Consider the following 22,930-nt stretch of genomic DNA (forward strand, 5'->3'; position numbering starts at 1 on the left):
TCCTATTCCTTTTTTATGCTTTTACCACAATGCCAGTTGCGTGCTCACACTGGTCGTATCCACGCCGCCCAACTCTGCATAATGGTGTAACTGACCCAACAGCTGACGGATCGGTGGACCTGACTTGGCATGTGTATCGGTAATCACGATAAATTCCAGTACACGTGCACGTTCAGACTGGCGCTGTTTACTCACACGATAACGTGGCACATCTTGCGTCAGCAAAGTTACACGGCCACGTTTCAGATTGGCCTGTAACAGATCCGTAGCACTGATATTACCATCGGTAGAATAACTGGTCAGAATAAAACGTGCATTGATGGTCGCCAATAAAGTTTCATAGGCTTCTTTGGCATGCTTGGATGAGTTGTACTGACTTGGACGCTCTTTACGCCAAGCACGGTCAATACCGCTCTTAAAGCCTTTAGTATCTGGCGTCGGCAGATCAACCTGATCCCATAAGGTCAGTGCATTCAGTACGTGATAGTTACTGCTATAGGCATGCTGATTATATGGCGGATCGAGATAAGCGACATCCACTTCAAAGCCACTCATCTGATTCGCCAGATGCTGGGCATCGACACACCACATTTCAGCTGCAGGACCTTTATGCTTGTTATCTTCACAGAAACGGCTTGGGGTGAGCCAGAGCAAGGATTCAATACGCTCCAATGCAGTCTGGGTTTTACCGCCCCAGCCATGATGGAAGCTTTTAAATACGCCAGAGGTATTGCTGACAAAACTGGCTGAATATAGCAGTGGTGCCAGCAAGGCACTCATTTCTACATCATCGATCGCACCTTGCGCTTGCCAGGTGGCAATCTGCTGACGGATCGCATCAATACGCATGCCATTACGGCGTTTAAAAAACAAACGGTCTCGGGTCGGGTCATAGATTTCATCATTGCGTGGACACAAGTTATGTGTTACCCAGCCTTTAACTTCAGGCAAGCGGTTCAGATAATCAATCGCTTTCTGATAGCCGCCGAGCTCTTTAAATGCAGGTGCTTCGGTACAAGCCAGAACTGCATGATTCAGTGCATGGCTATACGGTTCCCAGTCATTGGCAATCACACGATAACCATTCTGACGGGCCAGACGCGAAACCACCCCGGAACCGGCAAAGAAATCGGCAAAAATCGGCGCACGACCATCTTCACGTTTTAGGGTTCCGGTGCTCTCAAGTGCTTCCAGAATTAAATGTAGTAAACGGCGCTTGTTCCCCAAATAAGGAACCAACTGATGGAAAAGATATTCATCTGTGGTACGTGCCGCGTGGCGACGTTTGTGATAAACCGTAGACTCTGAATTCATAGTGTCTCTTGAGAAGGAATTAACCTGAAGCGCACGTCATCACCCACGCGGGTGACATCCTGCAACTTGAATCGAAGTTGTTCTGCCATTCGGCTGAATTCTGCATTGAACATACTACGCGCAGTTTGCCCCAATAAGGTCGGTGCAACATAACTGATGAGTTCATCCACCAGTTGTGCCTGTAAAAATGCGCTAGATAAAGTCGCTCCTGCCTCAACCAGCACGTCATAAATCTGATGCTGCTGAACCAGTTGCTGTAATAATTCTTGTAAAGGTTGAATCTCAAGCTGGGTTACACCGAGATCTGCCAGTTCCTGACGATACGGTCCCATGACCATCACAGTTTCTGCTTGTTCCAAAATCTTGGCGTTTAGAGGCAAGCGACCTTGGCGATCCAGAATAATTCGTTTTGGCTGAACAATGGTGCTAATGTCATCCACACTATTCAGGCTACGTACATTCAGCTGACAATCATCCGCCAATACGGTTTCAATACCAGTCATCACTGCACCAGAAATCGCACGCCAGTGCTGGACGTCCTGACGTGCTTCAGTTCCAGTAATCCATTTCGATTCACCGGATGCCATGGCTGTACGACCATCTAAACTCGATGCAATTTTCACACGCACATAAGGCATCCCAGTCGCCATGGCTTTCAGAAAACCATAATTGAGTGGATGTGCTTCATCTTCACAGATGCCCACTTCAACTTCGATACCAGCATCTTTCAGGATCTGTACACCCTTGCCTGCCACAAGTGGATTCGGATCAGGACAAGCCACCACAACTTTAGCCACGCCAGCTTCAACCAGACCTTTGGCGCAAGGTGGCGTTCGGCCATAATGCGCACAAGGCTCTAAAGTCACATAAGCCGTTGCGCCACGTGCTTGCTCTGCGGCCTGACGCATGGCAAACACTTCCGCATGTGGCTGTCCGGCTTTGGGATGAAAACCTTCGCCCACAATTAAGCCATCTTTGACAATGACACAGCCAACGTTTGGATTCGGTTTGGTGGAATACTGGCCCTGACGTGCCAGTTCGATGGCACGGCGCATCCAGATTTGATCTTGAGTTATTTCAATCATGCTTATTCTTGTAATTCGCCGCGTTGCTGCATCTGTTCGATCTGACGACGAAAGGCTTCGACATCCTGGAAATCCTGATACACCGAAGCAAAACGGACATAAGCGACATGATCAAGTGCAAATAGCGATTGCATGACAATTTCACCAATCGTGCGTGATTTCACATCACGTTCACCCAAACGGCGAATCTGTAATTGAATATCACTGAGCACCGTTTCAATCTGTTCTTGCGTCACAGGACGTTTCTGCAAGGCATGCATCAGTGAACGGCGTAATTTGGCTTCATCAAAGGGTTCATTCTTGCCATCAGATTTGATGACACGCGGCATCACCACTTCATAACTTTCAAAGGTGGTAAAGCGTTCATTACAACTGACGCATTCACGACGGCGGCGAATCTGGCAACCTTCAGCGGCCAGGCGTGAATCAATCACTTTACTGTCTGGTGTATTGCAAAATGGGCAATGCATAGCGGTTTAATTGAACAAATCCTGATGATTTCCGAGTGTAGCAAAAATTCCAAACTTTGTAGAGTTTTACGCAACATATAGAAAAAAAACAGCCCTGACGGGCTGTTTTACACAATATATTGATTATTGTTTTAGCAGATTATTCGACACGTTCGCCATGTTGGCTCAAATCCAGACCCATGCGTTCATCATCAGAAGAAACACGGATGCCAATGATCAGATCAAGCACTTTCAGAATAATGAAAGTCAAGATTGCAGAGTAAACGATCGTTGCTAGTACACCTTCAACTTGTACCCATAATTGATGCATTACATCTGTTGGTGCAGCGTCACCCATGATGAATTCGCTGGCAAAGAATGCAGTCAGAATCGCACCAACAATACCACCCACACCATGCAGACCGAAAGCATCTAGAGAATCATCAGCTTTAAGCATACGTTTCAGCGCAGTAATACCCCAGAAACATACTACACCACCAATTAAGCCCATCGCTAAGGCACCGCCTACAGTTACGAAACCAGCTGCTGGAGTAATCACCACCAGACCGGCAATTGCACCAGATGCACCGCCTAATACAGATGCTTTACCACGTGCAATTTTTTCAGTAATTAACCAAGAGATGGCTGCTGCCGCTGCTGCTACTTGAGTTACAACCAGTGCATAACCTGCAGAACCGTTCGCACCCAATGCTGAACCACCGTTGAAGCCAAACCAGCCCACCCAGAGTAAGCTTGCGCCAACCACTGTCAGTGTCAGGTTATGTGGTGCCATAGATTCACGGCCCAAGCCCATACGTGAACCAAGCATGTATGCTGCAACCAGACCCGCAACACCTGAGTTGATATGAACGACTGTACCACCAGCGAAGTCAAGCGCACCGTCATTGCCTAACCAGCCGCCGCCCCATACCCAGTGAGTGATTGGTGCATAAACCAGAACAACCCAAAGTGCAATGAATGCCACGAAAGCACCGAACTTCATACGTTCAGCGATAGAACCGCTAATGATGGCAACGGTAATAATCGCAAAAGTCATTTGGAAGATGACGAACAGGATTTCAGGAATGGTGCCTGAAAGTGCTTCAGTCGTAATACCGGACAGCATGAACTTATCCAGGCTACCAATAAAGGCATTCCCTTCACCAAATGCCAAGGTATAACCAATCGCCACCCAGGCAATACTCACGACTGCAGCTGCAATAAAGCTATGCACCATAGTGCTGAGTACGTTTTTCTTACGTACCATACCACCATAGAACAGGGCTAAACCTGGAATGGTCATCAGTAAAACAAGTGCGGTTGACGTTAAAACCCAGGCAGTATCGCCTGTATCGAGTGTGGCTTCTTCTTCTGCAGCTGCCGCTTCTTCAATCGGCGCTGTTTCTACTGTTTCTACAGCAGTAACTTCTGTAGTATCTGGAGTTTCTGTTGCATCAACTAAAGCAACTTCCTCGGTAGGAACGGCTGCTGATGCGGCTTCTTCAGCCCAGGCAACAGAACCGCCCAAAAGTGCGCCGGACAGACCCAACGCGAGTAGTATTTTTTTCATTCGTATCCCCCAACCAAGTTTTTGTGAGTTATTCGCTACTCAGCAAACTTTGTGCCAAATTAAACGGCGTCTGCACCTGTTTCACCTGTACGAATACGGATGACCTGTTCCAGATTTGTTACGAAAATTTTTCCGTCACCAATTTTTCCTGTGCTTGCTACACGAGTAATTGACTCGATTACCGCGTCAACCATTTCGTCGCTGATTGCGATTTCAATTTTGACTTTTGGTAAGAAATCAACAACGTATTCAGCGCCGCGATAAAGTTCAGTATGGCCTTTTTGACGACCGAAGCCTTTGACTTCAGTCACAGTGATGCCTTGAACGCCAATTTCAGACAATGCTTCACGCACATCGTCTAATTTGAAAGGTTTTACAATTGCAGTTACGAGCTTCATGTTTGTTTTCCTTCGGCTTATTTCACCAGTAAGGTTTTATGTTCAAATTTCATGCCAAGATTTCTAAGGTCGGGGGAAATTAGAAAGCTCGACATGCGGTTTCCCTGAACATTATTTTATACTTATAAATCTTTTGAATCTTCAAATTTTAGTCATTTTTATGTGGTCTTTTATGATAATAATTATCGATTAATCCCATATTTTGTCTGAAATACTATAGTCTTGATCCTTGCAGTGCTAAACTGTGCACTTATTTCCATCTCTATGGACCACACAATGATTGAAACTTTATTACAAGCAATCTTGCAGCAAATCGAAGAACCAAAAAAAGATCTTGAACATAATCTTCGTGCTTTATTAAACGAAGCAGTAAGTAAAATGGATCTGGTCTCAAAAGAGGAAATTGAACGTCAACGTACAGCCCTAAATCAGGCCAATCAGCGTTTAAATGAATTGCTTAAACAAGTCGAATCACTTGAAGAAAAGATATTGAATAAAAAATAAGCACCAGCGAAGTGCATAAAAGACAAATAACGAACAATAATAACGCACCAAAATGGAACAATAAATGTCTTTTGCTAAAATCCATACCCGGGGTTTGCTAGGACTGCATGCCCCTTTAATTGAAGTTGAAGTCCATGTCAGTCAGGGCATGCCCTCCTTAACCATTGTTGGACTGCCTGAAGCGGCGGTTCGGGAAAGCAAGGATCGGGTTCGCTCTGCCATTTTAAATAGTGGCTACCAGTTCCCGACCAAACGCTTAACCATCAATCTTGCTCCGGCTGATCTGCCCAAAGACGGTTCACGTTTGGACTTGCCAATTGCTTTAGGAATTCTGCTGGCTTCAGGACAATTACCTGAAAACTGTACTGATGGCATGGAATTCATTGGTGAACTTGCCTTAGATGGTCAACTGCGTCCCATCACGGGTACGCTTAGTATCGCTATTGCCTGTCAACAATCCCAGCATGAACTGATTCTACCCAAAGAAAATGCTCAGGAAGCCTGCCAGTTACCTGATTTCCGGGTATTTACCGCCGCTCATCTGAAAGAAGTCTGTGATCATTTAAATAAACTCACACCTTTAACCCAGATAGAAGCTCAACTACAGGTGAATCATTCAGATTCGCGCTTTGACTTAGCCGATGTCAAAGGCCAGCTACGCCCAAGACGAGCTTTGGAAATTGCTGCTGCAGGTGGACATTCTTTATTATTTAGAGGACCTCCTGGAACCGGTAAAACTTTACTGGCTTCGCGACTCGCCAGTATCTTGCCGCCACTCAATACTGAAGAAAACCTTGAAGTCGCCAGTATTTATTCAATTGCCAATAATAGTCATACTTTTGGACAGCGTCCTTTCCGTGCACCACATCATACCGCATCTGCAGTTGCCTTGGTTGGTGGAGGATCGCATCCTAAACCGGGTGAAATTACGCTGGCACATCTAGGTGTATTATTTCTGGATGAATTGCCAGAGTTTGACAGGAAAGTGCTTGAAGTATTACGTCAGCCTTTGGAATCCAAGGAAATTGTGATTTCACGTGCCTCCCGACAAATTACTTTTCCAGCCAACTTTCAGCTGGTTGCAGCGATGAATCCCTGCCCTTGTGGTTATGCCTTTAATCAGGATATTCGCTGCCAGTGTTCGCCAGAAATGATCAAGCGTTATCAGAACCGGATTTCTGGACCATTACTGGATCGAATTGATTTACATATTGATGTGCCGCCACTGCAAGCCCATGAATTACAATCTACACAACCGGTAGAAGACTCTGCCACGGTCAGAGAGCGTGTAATAACTGCTTATGAGCTGCAAATACAAAGACAGAATAAGCTGAATATGGCATTAAACCCAAAACAGTTAGAGCAGTTCGCGCCACTCAATGCGCAGGCCAGTAAGATGTTTGAACTTGCCCAGCAAAAGCTGAATCTGTCTGCCCGTGCTTATCATCGGGTATTAAGAGTGGCTCGTACCATTGCCGATTTAGCTGAGAGTTCAGAAATTCAGACTCAGCATTTATCTGAAGCACTGTCATATCGGGGACAGCAGAGCTAAATCAGTAAACAAAAAAAGGCGACCTTACGTCGCCTTTTTTTATTAAAAGAATTAGAAACTATAGCTTAAACCAAGTACAACTTTATTTTTTAAGCTAGTGTCATCACGTAACTTGCCACCAATAATATAATCCATACTTGCAGTCACACCAGTATCTGCAATTGGTTTACTCAAACCTAAAGTTAAATGACGGAAAGCAAAATCTTCAGTCGTATCACCAAGTAAACCACCTTCATGATCACCACTATCAGAATAGTAATAAGCACCGAGCGAGGTATTTAAAGAGAAATCTTGTGGTAAAGCATAACTATATGATGCCAAGAAATAAGTATCGCCTGAGTTCCCCCACACTAAATCATCTAGCAAAGTTTGGGCAGTCAAACTGAAGTCTTTATAGTTAATACCTACTAAGGTTTCTAAACCATCTGTATCGACGTCAGATTCATAATAATAATAGTAAGTTAGGCCAAGCGTATAACCTAAATCTTCATTAATTGAACCGTTATAACCAGCATAAAAATCATGTTCAAATGCTTTTGATCCCTGAAATTCTTCTTCTACCTCATTGTAGTCTGTCCAAGAATAATCAAGTGATGATCCCCAATATCCTGCATAAAAACCTGATGCATGTTCATAGTCCAAACCGCCATTAATAGTTGCACCACTGTTCTCAAGTACTGCAGTATTACCACGCAGTACATAACTAGAAAGCACACCAATATTGCCCGAAACCGAATGCGAAGATGTAGGCTCATCTGCAAAAGTAAAACTGGATGCTGAAGCCACTGCTGCAACTGCTAAAGCTTTTAAAGTGAATTTCATTGTTAGATTCCCCCAACCGTCCGCAGACGTTTTTAGTTGTGTTTGTAAACTCAACTTAGGCTTTGCAATAGCTATGCCAATCAATAAAAAGAGAAATCCAAATTATCTATAAAAGTTTTTTTATTTCTATAATTTACTGATTTTATTTATATATTTAAAAAATCAAACTCTAAATAATTTTAGACTCAACAATGAAATTAAGAAAAAATTTAAAAATAAAGTACTAAAGCTACTTCACTGTAGGACTAAATATTCGCTTACAAGTTGCCACTTTTTAAGGCTATATTTCATACAGATAAATTTTTATGCATAAAAAAGGTGCATGATATTGAGTCAATATTACACACCTTGGAATTATTATTTCAGCAAAAACTTAGAAATTAAAGTTGGCACCTAGGACCACATGATTATCGAAATCCACGCCATCACGACCTTCGCCGCCATAGACATAGTCCAGGCTCAAATCAACTCGTTCTGCGATAGTTTTACTTAGTCCAACGCGTGCTTCATTAAAAGCCAAGCTTTCTGTGGTCTGAACCAGTTGATCATCACGGCTATCATTATACAGGGAAGCACCTATTGACGTATTCAGGTTAAAATCTTTTGGTAATGGATAACTATAAGCTGCACTAAGGTAAATATCCCCAGCATTCGCATAGTTAACATCGGCTAGCGTCACACCCAGGCCTAAAGTCAGGTCTTTATAAGACACATCATTTAGCATCTCAAAACCAGTAGTGCGGCGCTTGTCTGAGCCATCTTCGCTATAAACTGTGCCACCATTTTGATAGTAATAAGATAAGATCTGAGACTTGTAGCTCCAGTTTTCATTTAGTGCTCGACCATAACCTATATAGAAGTCATGCTCAAAGCCTTGGCTCTGATCTTCATCAGAAGCATCATAATTTAAGGTTGAGCCCCAGTAACCCAGGAATACCCCGCTGTTGTGCGCATATTCCAGCCCAAACTGTACCGATGGATCATCATTTTCCTCACCGCCACGGTAAATATATTTGTTCACGACACCAATAGTTGCGCTAAGTTCACCCGTAGATGAAGTTTGGGTATCTTCAGCAAAAGTACCTGAAGTCATGGTAGCAAGCAGCACAAGCGAGCCGTGTTTCAGCAGTTGAGACATATACGTCCTCATTTACCGCGTCTGAATAAACGGGTTTAAGAATATGAAAAACGTGAATAATATAGTTTTACCAAAAGGTTTAAAAGTGAAAATGTATAACTTAGGATTATTCTAAATATTGAATCGCAGAACTAAGGGAAGAGTTAAATCCTTCTTGAACAGAGAAAAATAATATAGAGGAGAGATGAACGAGGGATTAATCCTAAATAAGATTAAATCGAAAAAATCAATATTAACTCTGAAACAGACTCTTCATTATTTAAAATCTTAAGTCATAAAAACTTTATTTTTATCTTATTGTTTTCAATATTAATTTTACCTTATGGAAAAAAATAATATATAAAAACTATAGCGTGATTGTGAATAATAGGTTAAAAAAAACCAACTTTAGTTTAAAGAATGTCATAAAAACGATATTTTTTATCAGATTAATTATACAATTTGGTTAATTTCTGCGTGTGCTTTAAGCAGATGCAGTACAAAAAACATATATGAGGCTCTCTCCCCATGTTAAACGCAAAGAAACTTACATTAGCAGTGTTGGTGCAAGCCACTCTGATCTCTACGGCTTACGCAAGCGAACAAAGTGAAGCAAAAGGCTTTGTAGAAGATGCTGAAGGCACAGTTCTATTCCGTACTGGTTACTTAAGCCGTGATTATAAAGATGCTGCTCCAGGAGCTGATCGTAGCTCTTTTGCTCAAACAGCTATGGTTAAGCTGGATTCAGGCTTTACCCAAGGTATAGTCGGATTTGGTGCCGGTATTATTGGTGATGCATCTTTTAAAATTGGTGAAAATGCACATGCTGGTAATGGCATGATCCCTACTCATGGTGGTCCAGATGCTCAAGGCCGAGTAGATGCTTATGATCACTGGGCACGTGGTGGTGCTTATGTAAAAGCACGTTTATCTAATACAACTGCTGTATACGGGACTCAAGTTTTAGATATTCCCGTACTTGCATCAAATACGGCTCGTTTAGTTCCTGAATACTTCGAAGGTCTGTTAGTTACCAGTAATGAAATTGATAATTTAAGTTTGACTGCTGGTAAATTTACAAAGAACCAATATTCTGATCAGATCGAAACTGATGGACGTAATTTAGATCGTGCCATTGTATGGGGTGCGAAGTATAAATTTAGTGATGCCTTAAACGCTTCTTATTATGGCGTAGATGTTGAGGATAAGCTTGATCGTCATTATATCAATGCGAACTATAGCTATGCTTTGGCGAATGGTAGTACGTTAACTCATGATGTTAGTGGCTATCACACAAAGTTTTCTAAAAATGCTTCTACCTATTCAGCTACTGGTCGTGTAGCTGATGGCTATGCAGATTCAGGTATTGCAGGTACAGAAAAAACTAATGATATTTGGGCTATCTCTACTTCATACAGTAAAGATGTTCATAACGTCATGTTAGCCTACCAGCAAAATTTTGGTGATATTGGTTATGATTACGGTGGCAATGCTGACGGTGCACAAAGTATTTATCTACCAAACTCATACTTATCTGATTTTGTAGGTAATGATGAGAAATCACTTGGTCTGCAATATAACTACAGCTTCAAGAACCACGGATTACCTGGTCTAAACTGGACTACTGCATTTGTATATGGCTGGGATATTGATGTTCGTGACGAAGATAAAGAAGGTCAAGAACGCGAATTCTTTAACCAGGTAAAATACACTGTTCAATCTGGTTTTGCGAAAGATACAAGTTTACGTCTACGTCATTCATACTATCGTGCAAATGATAGCTACAATTCTGTTTATATGAATGATACGAATGAATGGCGTATCTGGTTAGATATTCCTGTGAAACTCTTCTAATTCACTCAAATTTCAAGCCATAAAAAAACCTGCACATTGTGCAGGTTTTTGTATTTAGGTCTTTAAATTTTTAAAGACTTAAATTTAAAAGCAAATCAATTATTTGTTTGCTTCTGCATAAGCTGCAATTGAGCTAAGTACTTCTTGTTTCGCAACATCAGCACCTTCCCAACCACTTAACTTAACCCATTTGCCTGGCTCAAGATCTTTGTAGTGCTGGAAGAAGTGTTCGATTTGGCTGATCAATAATGGAGGAAGATCAGTATATTCTTGAACATCTTTATAGATCGGTGTCAATTTGTCATGTGGAACTGCAACCAGTTTCGCATCAACACCACCGTCATCTTCCATGTTCAATTTGCCTACAGGGCGGCAACGAATCACAGAACCTGGCTCTACTGGGTGTGGAGTCACAACCAGTACGTCTAGAGGGTCACCATCTAGAGACAAAGTATTTGGAACATAACCATAGTTTGCTGGGTAGAACATTGCTGTACCCATGAAACGGTCTACAAATAGCGCATCAGAATCTTTGTCAATTTCGTATTTGATCGGTGCTGCGTTTGCAGGAATTTCAATAATTACATAGATGTCATTTGGTGCATCTTTACCCGCTGGGATATTGCTGTAGCTCATAGCATCACTCTTTAACAAGTTAAATCTTTTAAAAACCGCGACAATTATAACGGTTTTTACAGATTTTTTTTGGTTTAAATATTGAACTGTAAATCAGGCGACTGATGGCAGGACTGGCTTAGATTAGCTTGATGATCAGCAGCAATAACGCAATCGGACATAACATGGAAAGCAGCCACATGATGGAACGCAATGTCGCCCAGTTTGCCAGATAGCAAATGCCGTACAGCACCCGAAAAATCAGATAACCTATTCCAAAAGTCATAATCAGACTTTGCGGCATGACCAGATATTCAGCCATCAGGACAGCTGCAATAAACAGCGGCAAGCTTTCAAAACTGTTCTGCTGAACAGCATGAGCACGTTTCGCAACACCTGTAGACTGTTCTAAAAAGTCACGTGGATTCTGGTTGTCTTTGGCTTTAAAGCCTCCAGTTTTTTTAGCAATCATGGTAAACACATAAGGTAGCAGACAAGCCGCTAAAATGAGATAAATGATCCCACTAATGCTCTGCATCTGATTTTTCTCATGAAAATTTTATCTGTATCATAGCATGGCATTTCGTGAATAAATTTTGTTAAATAGGGTGTTTTTAGCAACCATATAAGGATTCACGATGGTCAGTCCCGATCAAAAAGAAATGTTGGATGTACTGGAACGCCAGCGTCAACATCAGCTGCAAGTGGATCGCGTCCTGAAAATTGTATTGCCGATTGTGGCATTTTTGCTCAGTGTCATCGCTGCCAATATGAATATCTGGTCAGCTCTGTTCACCTTTGTGATGTTATGGATTGCCTTTTATGCAGTGGGCATCAAGCGCTATACCCTGTGGCACTGGCTGACGATTATTTTAGTATATTGTCTGATTGATAATGTGCTCAGCTATGGCGAGTTTTACCGCCCTGGCTTCAACCGCCACTTCATTAGCCTGTTTATCTTCGTCGGGACTGTCGGCATTAGTCGTCGCTACTTCGACCGCTGGTGGATGGAAAAGAATAAGTCTGCCAAACTTTAAAAAATTCCATAAAAAAAGCGCCTATCAAAGGCGCTTTTTTTCTCACAGCTTCTAAGCTGTTTTGCGTAGATCTTTACGCAGGATTTTACCTACATTAGATTTTGGCAATTCATCCAGGAATTCTACATAACGCGGACGCTTGTAACCTGTCAGATTTTCTTTCGCGTATGCCAGAACTTCTTCAGTTGTTAAAGATGGATCTTTTTTCACCACGAACAGTTTAGGCACCTCACCTGATTTCTCATCTGGTACACCAATGGCAGCCACTTCCAGCACTTTTGGATGTTTCGCAACGATTTCTTCAATCTCTGAAGGATAAACGTTGAAGCCAGATACTAAAATCATGTCTTTTTTACGGTCTACGATCTTCACATAACCACGATCGTTCATCACACCAATATCACCAGTACGGAAGTAACCATTAATCATGACTTTGTCAGTTTCATCCTGGCGGTTCCAGTAACCCTTCATGACCTGAGGGCCACGGATCGAGATTTCACCCTGCTCGCCCAACGGCACTTCATTGCCATCGTCATCCAAAATTGCAACTTCAGTCAACGGCAATGGAATACCAATGGTGCCGCTAAATTCTTCAGATGCAGGTGGGTTTGCAGTTGCAACCGGAGAAGTTTCTGATAAACCATAACCTTCAATGATGTTCGTGCCTGTAACTTTCTTCCATGCTTCTGCAGTAGAAGGAAGAACCGCCATACCACCACCCATCGCCATTTTCAGACGACTGTGATCCAGCTGTTTGAAGTCTTCATTATTGATCAATGCATTGAATAAAGTATTTACTGCCGGGAAGAAAGTTGGCTGGTATTTACGTAATTCTTTAATCACCGCAGGCAGATCACGCGGGTTTGGAATCAGGACGTTGGCTTGGCCTTTGTACATACCGTACAGTGCACATACCATGAATGCAAAGATGTGGTACAACGGTAGAGCACAGAAAATACGGTCATCTGGCTGTCCATCTTGCGCACCGAATTTACTCTGGAAAATACCGTCACATTGCAGCATATTGGCAACCAGGTTGCGATGCGTCAGTTCAGCACCTTTAGAAACACCCGTCGTCCCACCAGTATATTGCAGTACAGCAGTATCGCTTAAAGTCAGTTCAGGACGTTTATAGTTGGTTGGGCTGACTTTGTTCAGCGCAGCATTGAACTTGATGTGACCTGGAATATCCCATGCTGGAATCTGTTTACGTACAGAACGTAGCACAAAATTAACTAGCGTACCTTTCAGTGCACCCAGCATATCACCTACAGAAGCAACAACGACGTGCTTGACTGGGGTTTTGCCAATAATTGCCTGGTATACAGAAGCGAAGTTTTCAATGATAACCAGTACTTCTGTACCAGAGTCATTTAACTGATGCTCAAGTTCACGTGAAGTATAAAGTGGATTTACATTGACCAATACCAGCCCAGCACGGAATACGCCCAATGCCACGACTGGATATTGCAACACGTTTGGCATCATCACTGCCACGCGTGTACCTTTTGCAAGCCCCAAGCTCTGTAAATATGTTGCAAATTTACGACTAGCTTCTTCCAGCTCATTAAACGTCATTACTTTATCCATAAAGATAAAGGCATCACGTGAGCCAAACTTCTGGAAATTACGCTCAAAAATATCAACTAATGAAGTGTTTTCTGGTGGCAGTTCTACAGTGTGTGGAATCCCTGTTTTCTCGTATTCAGCGAACCAAATCTTTTCCATAACGCCATTTTCTCCAATCATAATCCTTAGAATCTCAACTGTTTTTTTCAATACTGCGCTAATTTTTTAACTTGTTTATGCGCAATATTGCATCCATCTTGTCGAATCGTTGTTCATATATAACGTATTTCGATTGATGGATGCTAGTCTTATCTCTGAATCAACAGTTTATTTGCTTTTTGATATCCGCGTGGTAACAGCTGTCCTTTCGAACCGCGTTTGCCGATGTACTTTTGCAGATCATCCCCTTTTAATTTTATTTGCTGTTGTCCTGCAAGCACTTGAATTATTTCATCTAAACTCAAGGCTGTCATGGACAAAATTTGATCTTTTTCTTCAAGTTGTATCAATTTATTACCTTTGCCTTTATTCAACACAGGTAATTCAGCCAAATCAACAATTAATAGACGACCTGCAGAACTGAGCAATGCCAGATGAGTTTTGTCCTCAAGTGGCAGCAGATTCATGGCCTGCGCACCTTCTGGCACGGTCAGGAATGCTTTACCAGCTTTGGCATTGGTATCCAGCTGCTTGGCCTGAGTTTTAAAACCATAACCTTTGCTGCTGATTGCCAGGATTTCTGCCTCATCTTCGGCAACCAGAACCTGTTTAAAGCCGACGCCACTTGCAGGAGAAAGTTTTGAACTCAGCGGTTCACCTAAGCCACGCGCAGAAGGCAGACTGTTGATGGCCAAGGCATAACTGCGCCCCGTATCATCCAGTACATAAACACGCTGATTAGACTTGCCTTGTGCATGACTCAAATACTGATCCCCGGCACGGAAGTGCAGGTTTTCGGCATCGACCTCATGGCCTTTGGCACAACGGATCCAGCCTGCCTCAGACAATACCACTGTCACAGGATCAGCTGGCAGCATTTCAGTTTCATCAATTGCCGCGGCTTCAGCACGTTCTACAATTGGGGAACGGCGGTCATCACCAAATTTCTTGGCATCATCTTTGAGTTCATTGATGATCAAATTCTTTAAAGATTCTGGATTGGCCAGTTGCTCACGGATTTCAGCTGCCTTGGCTTCTAACTCTTCCTGCTCACGGCGCATTTCCATTTCTTCAAGCTTGGCCAAATGACGCAACTTGAGTTCTAAAATGGCTTCTGCCTGAATTTCATCAATACCGAATCGTTGCATCAGCACCGGTTTGGGCTGATCTTCTTCACGGATGATCTGAATCACTTCATCAATATTCAGGTAGGCAATGATCAAGCCACCCAAAATATGTAAGCGTTTCTCGATTTTATTCAGATGGAATTGCAGACGACGGGTCACGGTGGTCTTTCGGATTTCAATCCATTCCAGCAAAATACGACGGATCGATTTCACCTGCGGGCGACCATCCGCACCAATCATATTCATATTGACGCGATAGCTAGATTCAAGATCGGTGGTTGCGAACAAATGACTCATCACCGATTCAGCATCAATACGGTTTGAACGTAACACAATGACCAGACGGGTCGGATTTTCATGATCGGATTCATCACGCACATCCGTCACTAAAGGCAGTTTCTTCGCCTGCATCTGGTCTGCAATCTGGGTGATGATCTTGGAACCAGACACCTGATATGGCAGTTCAGTAATAATGATTTCGTTTTTATCTACAGTATAAATGGCACGCATGCGGTAGCTACCACGACCGGTGGTTTGCATTTTCAGCAATTCCGCTGGTGGGGTAATGATTTCCGCTTTGGTCGGTAAGTCCGGTCCCGGAATATATTCCGCCACTTTGCTATCGGTCAGGTTCGGATTACGAATCAGCGCAATGGTCCCTTTGACCACTTCACGCAGATTATGCGGTGGAATATCAGTTGCCATCCCTACAGCAATACCCGTAGTACCATTCAACAAAATATTCGGTACACGTGCTGGCAGATTGACTGGCTCTTTCATCGAACCGTCAAAGTTGTCCTGCCAGTCACAAGTCCCTTGACCTAACTCGGAAAGCAGTAACTCACTGTACTGTGACAGTTTGGCTTCGGTATATCGCATCGCCGCAAAGGACTTCGGATCATCCGGTGAACCCCAGTTCCCCTGACCTTCAATAAACGGGTAGCGATAGCTGAACGGTTGTGCCATCAGCACCATGGCCTCATAACACGCTAAGTCACCATGTGGATGGTATTTACCCAGTACATCACCCACAGTACGTGCAGATTTTTTTGGCTTGCTGGTCCATTTGAGCCCCAGCTCACTCATGGCATAAACAATACGGCGCTGTACCGGTTTCAGACCGTCACTGATATGTGGCAGTGCACGATCCATAATGACGTACATGGCGTAGTTGAGGTAGGCCTGTTCGGTAAATTCTGCTACGGAACGGTTTTCTGTCGCATGATGCGCAAGGCTTGTCATAACAACCTATAATCCTAAAAATTTCGTTTTTGTATCAATCTTTCTTATGCTAAGTCGCACTGCCTGACTGCACAAGGGCAGTAAAGTACTCAGTGCGACAAATCGTGTCTTATGGCGTAAAAATATCCACTTTATACACCCTAATCAACTAAAAATTCACCAAATTTATTGACTTAAGGATTCTAAAGTCCGACCTTTGGTTTCTTCACCCAGTACCAGGATCACCACAGCCACAGTAATCAGAACCACGGTAAACATGGTGAAGACATAGCTGAAGCCACTCGGCATGACCATCAGATGGGTTACTGCAAACGGTGCGACAATACCGCCGATCCGACCAATTGCCCCGGCCCAGCCTGAACCAAAGGCACGAATATTGGTTGGGTACTGTTCTGGGGTATAGGTATAAAGCACGCCCCAGGCACCGAGGTTAAAGAAGGACATCAGACAGCCCCAGATCACGATTTCGGTGACACTGCCGGACTGACCAAAGAAGTAGGCAGACACCGCACACATGCCAATAAAACCGGCCAATGTGGCTTTACGTCCGAGTTTTTCTACCAGCCATGCCGCGACCAGATAACCCGGCAACTGCGCCAGAATCATAATCAGCACATATTCAAAAGACTGTACGACGGTATAGCCTTCTTTCACCAACAGACTTGGCAACCAGGTGAAAATACCATAGTAAGAGAAGATGATACCGAACCAGATCAACCACAGCATTAAAGTACGGCGGGCAAATATGCCTGACCAGAGCTGAGTAAAAGAAACCGTCTTTTTCTCGGCTACAGGTTGCACCTGGAAGATTTCCAGCACCTCTACCCCGCACTTGGCTTCAATCTTTTTCACCAAGGCATGCGCTTCATCTATACGACCACGGTTGATCAGAAATGGTATTGATTCCGGAACGAATTTCCAGATCACAATTGCATACAGAGCAGGAATGCCACCGATTAAAAAGGCGGTATGCCAGTCAAATTTTGGAATGACAAAATAAGAAATCAAAGCTGCACAGAGCCAGCCTAATCCCCAGAAACTTTCCAGCAGGACAATAAAGCGGCCACGTACATGTGCAGGAATATATTCACTGACTAGCGTTACGGCTACTGGCAACTGACCACCCAGGCCCAAGCCGACAATAAAACGGAAGACCAATAACCAGGTCAGGTTCAGTGCAAAAGCACAAGCTGCGGTTGCCAGACTATAAATCACCAGCGTTAAAGCAAATACCGTCTTGCGGCCATAACGGTCTGCCAGACCGCCAGAACAGATCGCCCCGATCGCCATCCCAATAAAGCCGATTGAGACTACCCAGCTTTTCTGGTCCGGGGTCATCTGCCAGTCTTCTGTCATTTTAGCCAGAATGAAGGAAATCAGTCCGGTGTCCATAGCATCGAACATCCAGCCTAAACCAATCACCACCAGCAGCATGTAGTGAAACCTGCCTACAGGTAAGCGCTGAATCCGGGAAACTAGGTCCATAAGTAAATCTCTGATATGTGATTCGGGAGAACGGGAGAAACTGCATGGAAAGCAGAAGTGTTCATCCTATTTTTATACTACGATTGAATGCAGAAACGAGGCTGTTTTGCCTCGTTCATCTGAAAATCGTGTTTTATGATTCATCCTTAGATGAGGCGGATTGTTCATCATCATCTTTATAGATAAATTTCGGCATTTCCAGGCCAAAGTAAATGGCGATCAGGCGCAGGCTAAAACCGAAGATCAAGGTAGAAATGATGGTCAGCTCAAGCGACAGACCTGCGTGGCTACAAAGCCAGTAGAAGATTACCGCAACGAAGGAAATACTGGCATACAGTTCACGACGGAACACCAGCGGCACATCATTACACAGAATGTCACGCAGAATACCGCCGGAGACACCCGTCAGGACACCAGCTACGGCGCTGACCACAAAGCCATGTCCCATTTCTAATGCGATCTGGCAACCGATGATGGTAAAACCGATGAGCCCCAAGGCATCCAGTACCAGGAAGATGTTACGTAAATGACGCATCCATTTGGCGATTAGAATGGTGACAAAAGCCGCACAGCAGGTCAGCACCAGATATTCAGGATGCTTGACCCAGGTTAGTGGATAGTGACCAAGCAGCACATCGCGAACCGAGCCACCTCCCAGTGCCGTGACACAGGCAATGATCACGACCCCAAACCAGTCCATGCTGCGCCGTCCAGCGGATAAAGCACCGGTCATCGCTTCTGCGGTAATGGCAATAATATAGATTACGGTCAACAACATCGCCCTGCTTCCACCTGAGGCTTTGAGATGGCGGCTATTCTAAGGCAAATCTATGTGAAAGTTACAAAAATTGCCCACAACATTGCTTAAATTTTTTACCTGAACCACAAATGCAAGGTTGCTTCATTGTAAATTGTTGATCTGTGGTCGGATCAAGAAAATACCAGATGCCCTCTACTTTGACGAAATGAGATACTTCATGATGAATTTGTGCCTGTTTCCCGTCATGGAAATGTGCCTTGAACTCAACCAGTGCATGACACTTGTCCAGTTTTTCATTGGCCTGCACGATTTCCAGTTTCAGCCACTGATTGACTTTACTCCACTCGGCAATTGCAGGCATATCTAAAAACTTTTGCTGTCCTAATGCTGTTGTGTGCTGGATATAGTCAATTTCCTGTTTGGCAAAGGCACTATAGCGTGAACGCATCAACTGTTCAGCCGTCTGTGCAGTTTGCTTGCCCTGATGCAGCGGTTGACAACAGCTTTCATAAGTTCCCAGTCCACATGGACATGCTTCTGACATGGTAAGTTCCAAAAAATAATTCCAAAAAAATAGCCCGACAATGCAGGCTATTTTAGCAAAAATCAGATCATGCCTGAGGCAGAACTCAATTCTTGTTTTGCTCTTGCGGAATGATATGGACTTTTTCGATCTTGTGACCGTCCATCGTCACTACTTCAAAGATATGACCATCGGCTTCGAACTTCTCGCCATTTTCAGGCAGACGACCGAGATGGAACAGAATATAGCCCGACAGCGTCGAGTATTCTTCTGATTCATCCACCAGATCACGGCCAATCAGCAAGGATACATGACGGATATCGGTTGAGCCTTCAAGTAGAAGGCTACCATCATGCAAACTTTCAGCTGCAGTTTCCATTTCATCTTCATCCGGGAATTCACCAGCAATGGCTTCTAGCACATCAATTGGTGTCGCAATCCCTTCAATCGAACCATATTCGTTCAGGACAATCGCCATTTGTAGTGGTGCCTGACGCAACTGGTCCATGACCATCAGCACCTGAGCATTTTCATGCACAATCACCGGTTCACGTAGATGTTTTTCGAAATCAAGTACACCTGTTTCAATGTATTCGTTTAATACTTTATGGGTCAGGACTACACCAGCAATATTGTCCAGCTCGCCACGTGCCACGATCAGGCGTGAATGACTCATCTGCAATAGATTAGCCTTAATGGTGGACTCATCTTCATCCAGATCAATCCATTCCAGTTCAGGACGCGGGGTCATCACTGATTTCACCGGACGTTCAGATAGACCGAGTACGCCCTGCACCATCACACTGTGATAAACACCATTTTCATCATCATTGAAAACTTCGTCAGCGAAGGCACGCGTTGCCAGTACATCTTCCGGTTCAGAAGCGTCATTGTCCTGAGCAGGTTTACCACCAAGCATACGCATTACAGCTGAAGCAGTGCGGTAACGCAGATCTGTGGTCGTCACCATTTTTTCCTGATTGCGTTTCATGGTCTGGTTAATAAATTCGACAATGACCGAGAAACCAATCGCTGCGTACAGGTAGCCTTTTGGAATATGGAAACCAAAGCCTTCAACTACCAGAGAGAAACCGATCATCATCAGGAAGCCAAGACATAGAATCACCACGGTAGGATGACGATTGACGAAATCCATTAAGGCCTTGGAAGCCCAGAGCATGATACCGACGGCGATAATCACCGCAATCATCATGACCGACAGGTCTTTGACCATACCCACAGCAGTAATAACACTGTCGAGTGAGAACACGGCATCCAGAACCACGATCTGAACAATCACCATCCAGAATACAGCATGCACCGGATTTTCTTCTTTGACCACTGGCTTGGCTTCAAGGCGCTCATGTAATTCCATGGTGCCTTTAAATAACAGGAATACCCCACCAAACAACAGAATCAGGTCACGTCCGGAAAATGGATGATCAAAAATATAGAAGAACGGTTCAGTCAGCGTGACCACCCAGGCAATAGAAGCCAGCAGGATCAGACGCATGATCAAGGCCAGGCTCAAACCTAAAATTCGAGCAGTATTACGTTGTTCCGGCGGCAGTTTTTCCGCAAGAATTGCAATAAAAACCAGGTTATCGATGCCCAGAACAATTTCCAGCACAATCAGAGTCAGCAAGCCAATCCAGGCAGAAGGATCTGACATCCATTCAAAAATCATTGCATTCTCTCCTGTAGATCAGTGGAAAGACATGCAATGCTGCTGCGTAGCGCGGAACTGTGTCCAGTTTGATTTAAAGACTTGATATGGTGACGTTTTATCTGGTTAAAGCGCCAACTTCGACTACCCATGTGAATTCTATTGTAGTAAGACAGATTTTCAGTATAGCAAGTTCAAAATGAAATTCACCAGTTTTCATGCTTTGGTTTAAGCTTCCCGACTCTTGAATTCAGGATTGGCAAGGAGGATGCATAGAATTGTCATATTTTGAATATATGTTGTAGTAACAAAATTAAAAAATGATAAGGTGAAGGAAAGACATGACTAGCGTAATTCAAATGACCGAACATAAAAACAAATCTCCCCGCACTACCCGCCCGCTCGTTGCCCTGTATTGTGGTTCACGTGCTGGTAATAATCCTATTTATCAGGAAAAAGCTATTCAGCTTGTACAGAATCTAGCTCAGCAAGGCTTTGGTCTGGTCTACGGCGGTGCCAGTATCGGCCTGATGGGTCAGGTCGCTGATGCGATGATTGCACATGGCGGTGAAGCCGTGGGCGTGATTCCCGAGTTTATGCTGGATTATGAAATCGCGCATAACAAACTGACGGAACTGCACATTGTGCAGTCCATGCATGAACGTAAAGCTTTAATGGCAGAACGCGCCTGTGCTTTCGTTGCCCTGCCCGGTGGACTAGGTACCTTTGAGGAAATACTGGAAATTGCAACCTGGGGTCAGCTGAATCAGCACCAGAAACCCATGATGCTGTATAACGTGAATAACTTCTATGATCCACTCATTGCCCAGCTAGATCATGCAGTAAATGAAGGTTTCCTGCCACCTCAGCATCGTGCCAAATTGATCATCTGTGAACATTCCACACATATTTTTAATGCCCTGAAAAATCTGGGCAGTCCAAAACAGTTTGCAATTTAAAAAATTAAATTTCAAAAACAAAAAAAGCGAGCACTGGGCTCGCTTTTTTATCGAATTAATTTTATCGACCGAAGTTGGTCACGAACTCGTAGAACACCGGTAATGTGGTTGCCAGAATCACTGACATAGCCAGACCAAACATCAACTTCATTGCATCTTTGCTGACGTTGCGTGAAGTACGGTGTTTGCTCACACCATTGACGATCATCGAGATTGCAAACTCACGACCGGCCAATAGACCCAAGAACACCCATGTGGTACTCATTGGGATATTGCTCCACTCTTTGAAGATCAACAAGATAATCGCATAGATAAAGTCAACAATCGTTGCTGCACGGACATCGGTGACATCGGTTTTGGTATCGACAATCTTCTGGATAGCCCCGCCACGTTGATACAGAATCACACCCAGCAAGACAACGAACACCGCAATCGCAAACATCAGGAATTCGAATGGAACCTGACGTGGCACATACACAAAGATGTTAGCTAAATCTTGGATCAACCATTGGCTCCATAGGAAACCGGTTGATAACCATTGTAAGATCATCCATTTGGTCGAATGCTCTTGGTCTTTGGTTTGGTTAAAATAAACCGTCATTTTGTTGGCAACAAAACGGTAAATCAGCAAGGCTGAGATGAAGGCTACCGCATAGCCCATCATCGATTTTACCATCATCGAACCTAAGCTCGCTGGAGAGAAAATGGTGAGCACCAAGAATGTGGTACTGACTGGAATACCATATTTGGTTAATAGCAAAAGTAGAATTGGCGGTACAATATACAGCCAGGTAATCCCACCCTCAGGGAATGGAATCGTTTCGAGACGGCCATAAGATGCATCTCCTACTCCTGACGCATACCAGCCATAGACCAGCACTGCCACCAGAATGGCGCTGATGTAGATCCATAGTACCCACCATGGGCGATGCGAGTTGGAGGAGATAAACGTCCCCAATGTCTGAGGAACATCATTTCCCACGATGGAATAGGCTGCCAAACAAAAGCCTATTACCATCAATATTTCGATGGACATAAAAACCAAACCTTTTCGAGGACCATGCCAAAACAGCATGGTGGAAAAATTTCCCCCAAGATTATGACGGTTGTATTGCAGTTTAAT

Annotated in this window: 21 protein-coding genes; 5 read left to right on the forward strand and 16 right to left on the reverse strand. The window is 43.8% G+C overall.

Translation table 11 applies throughout. The features are described from left to right. Positions 1–21: 21 nt before the first annotated feature. The 5 genes from IHE35_RS13655 to glnK form a co-directional block, all read right to left on the reverse strand. Positions 22–1,314 carry a DNA adenine methylase gene (locus IHE35_RS13655; protein ID WP_004810163.1) on the reverse strand — a complete coding sequence of 431 codons (1,293 nt, stop codon included), beginning with the start codon at positions 1,312–1,314 and terminating at the stop codon, positions 22–24. Further along, positions 1,311–2,399, reverse strand: a complete 1,089-nt coding sequence (ribD, locus tag IHE35_RS13660; RefSeq protein WP_242788119.1) for a bifunctional diaminohydroxyphosphoribosylaminopyrimidine deaminase/5-amino-6-(5-phosphoribosylamino)uracil reductase RibD — start codon at positions 2,397–2,399, stop codon at positions 1,311–1,313. Before ribD ends, IHE35_RS13655 begins: the two co-directional genes overlap by 4 nt. Before the next feature lie 2 nt (positions 2,400–2,401). Then, positions 2,402–2,869: a transcriptional regulator NrdR gene (gene nrdR / locus IHE35_RS13665; RefSeq protein ID WP_004810168.1), complete on the reverse strand. Its 468-nt coding sequence runs from the start codon at positions 2,867–2,869 to the stop codon at positions 2,402–2,404. A 139-nt stretch (positions 2,870–3,008) separates the two neighbouring features. Further along, positions 3,009–4,418, reverse strand: coding sequence for an ammonium transporter (locus IHE35_RS13670; RefSeq protein WP_242788120.1), 1,410 nt, complete (start codon positions 4,416–4,418; stop codon positions 3,009–3,011). Between the two features lie 59 nt (positions 4,419–4,477). Next, positions 4,478–4,816, reverse strand: coding sequence for a P-II family nitrogen regulator (gene glnK / locus IHE35_RS13675; RefSeq protein ID WP_004281042.1), 339 nt, complete (start codon positions 4,814–4,816; stop codon positions 4,478–4,480). A gap of 276 nt (positions 4,817–5,092) precedes the next feature. On the opposite strand from glnK, the gene IHE35_RS13680 reads away from it, so the two are divergent. Next, entirely contained in the window at positions 5,093–5,320 is a 228-nt protein-coding gene (locus IHE35_RS13680) for an accessory factor UbiK family protein (protein WP_242788121.1), read from the forward strand. A gap of 64 nt (positions 5,321–5,384) precedes the next feature. Further along, entirely contained in the window at positions 5,385–6,872 is a 1,488-nt protein-coding gene (locus IHE35_RS13685; RefSeq protein WP_242788123.1) for a YifB family Mg chelatase-like AAA ATPase, read from the forward strand. A gap of 51 nt (positions 6,873–6,923) precedes the next feature. Here IHE35_RS13685 and IHE35_RS13690 read toward each other — a convergent pair whose 3' ends face one another. After that, a complete protein-coding gene (locus tag IHE35_RS13690) occupies positions 6,924–7,694 on the reverse strand; it encodes a TorF family putative porin (protein ID WP_242788125.1) in 771 nt (256 codons plus the stop codon). A 373-nt stretch (positions 7,695–8,067) separates the two neighbouring features. Then, positions 8,068–8,832, reverse strand: coding sequence for a TorF family putative porin (locus IHE35_RS13695; protein WP_242788127.1), 765 nt, complete (start codon positions 8,830–8,832; stop codon positions 8,068–8,070). Between the two features lie 507 nt (positions 8,833–9,339). Between IHE35_RS13695 and IHE35_RS13700 the strand changes: the two genes are divergently transcribed. After that, positions 9,340–10,665, forward strand: a complete 1,326-nt coding sequence (locus IHE35_RS13700; protein WP_242788129.1) for an OprD family outer membrane porin — start codon at positions 9,340–9,342, stop codon at positions 10,663–10,665. Positions 10,666–10,764: 99 nt separating this feature from the next. Here the strand turns inward: IHE35_RS13700 and ppa are convergent, their stop codons facing one another. Both ppa and IHE35_RS13710 read right to left on the reverse strand, forming a co-directional pair. Then, positions 10,765–11,301: an inorganic diphosphatase gene (gene ppa, locus IHE35_RS13705; RefSeq protein ID WP_005233448.1), complete on the reverse strand. Its 537-nt coding sequence runs from the start codon at positions 11,299–11,301 to the stop codon at positions 10,765–10,767. 118 nt (positions 11,302–11,419) lie between these two features. Beyond that, the gene (locus IHE35_RS13710) at positions 11,420–11,818 is read right to left on the reverse strand and encodes an MAPEG family protein (protein ID WP_242788130.1); all 399 of its coding nucleotides are present in this window, start codon (positions 11,816–11,818) and stop codon (positions 11,420–11,422) included. Positions 11,819–11,918: 100 nt separating this feature from the next. Between IHE35_RS13710 and IHE35_RS13715 the strand changes: the two genes are divergently transcribed. After that, positions 11,919–12,317: a hypothetical protein gene (locus tag IHE35_RS13715; protein ID WP_242788131.1), complete on the forward strand. Its 399-nt coding sequence runs from the start codon at positions 11,919–11,921 to the stop codon at positions 12,315–12,317. 51 nt (positions 12,318–12,368) lie between these two features. Here the strand turns inward: IHE35_RS13715 and IHE35_RS13720 are convergent, their stop codons facing one another. The 6 genes from IHE35_RS13720 to IHE35_RS13745 all read right to left on the reverse strand — a co-directional run bounded on the left by IHE35_RS13720 (position 12,369) and on the right by IHE35_RS13745 (position 20,869). Next, on the reverse strand, positions 12,369–14,045 hold the full coding sequence (locus IHE35_RS13720) for an AMP-binding protein (protein WP_242788132.1): 1,677 nt from the start codon (positions 14,043–14,045) through the stop codon (positions 12,369–12,371). Positions 14,046–14,194: 149 nt separating this feature from the next. Beyond that, on the reverse strand, positions 14,195–16,414 hold the full coding sequence (gene parC, locus IHE35_RS13725; protein ID WP_242788133.1) for a DNA topoisomerase IV subunit A: 2,220 nt from the start codon (positions 16,412–16,414) through the stop codon (positions 14,195–14,197). 165 nt (positions 16,415–16,579) lie between these two features. Beyond that, on the reverse strand, positions 16,580–17,899 hold the full coding sequence (locus IHE35_RS13730) for an MFS transporter (RefSeq protein ID WP_242788134.1): 1,320 nt from the start codon (positions 17,897–17,899) through the stop codon (positions 16,580–16,582). 133 nt (positions 17,900–18,032) lie between these two features. Next, positions 18,033–18,677, reverse strand: a complete 645-nt coding sequence (locus IHE35_RS13735; RefSeq protein WP_008305156.1) for a trimeric intracellular cation channel family protein — start codon at positions 18,675–18,677, stop codon at positions 18,033–18,035. Positions 18,678–18,738: 61 nt separating this feature from the next. Then, a complete protein-coding gene (locus IHE35_RS13740; protein ID WP_242788135.1) occupies positions 18,739–19,203 on the reverse strand; it encodes a YchJ family protein in 465 nt (154 codons plus the stop codon). A gap of 85 nt (positions 19,204–19,288) precedes the next feature. Continuing rightward, positions 19,289–20,869, reverse strand: coding sequence for a TerC family protein (locus tag IHE35_RS13745; protein WP_242788136.1), 1,581 nt, complete (start codon positions 20,867–20,869; stop codon positions 19,289–19,291). Positions 20,870–21,189: 320 nt separating this feature from the next. On the opposite strand from IHE35_RS13745, the gene IHE35_RS13750 reads away from it, so the two are divergent. Continuing rightward, positions 21,190–21,807 carry a TIGR00730 family Rossman fold protein gene (locus IHE35_RS13750; RefSeq protein WP_242788138.1) on the forward strand — a complete coding sequence of 206 codons (618 nt, stop codon included), beginning with the start codon at positions 21,190–21,192 and terminating at the stop codon, positions 21,805–21,807. Between the two features lie 61 nt (positions 21,808–21,868). On the opposite strand, the gene IHE35_RS13755 is transcribed toward IHE35_RS13750, so the two are convergent. After that, positions 21,869–22,843 (reverse strand): hypothetical protein, encoded by a 975-nt coding sequence (locus tag IHE35_RS13755; protein ID WP_242788141.1) that lies wholly within the window; start codon positions 22,841–22,843, stop codon positions 21,869–21,871. Positions 22,844–22,930 lie beyond the last annotated feature (87 nt).

It is taken from the genome of Acinetobacter sp. ASP199 (genome assembly GCF_022700675.1).
In the GTDB taxonomy this organism is placed as follows: Bacteria; Pseudomonadota; Gammaproteobacteria; order Pseudomonadales; family Moraxellaceae; genus Acinetobacter.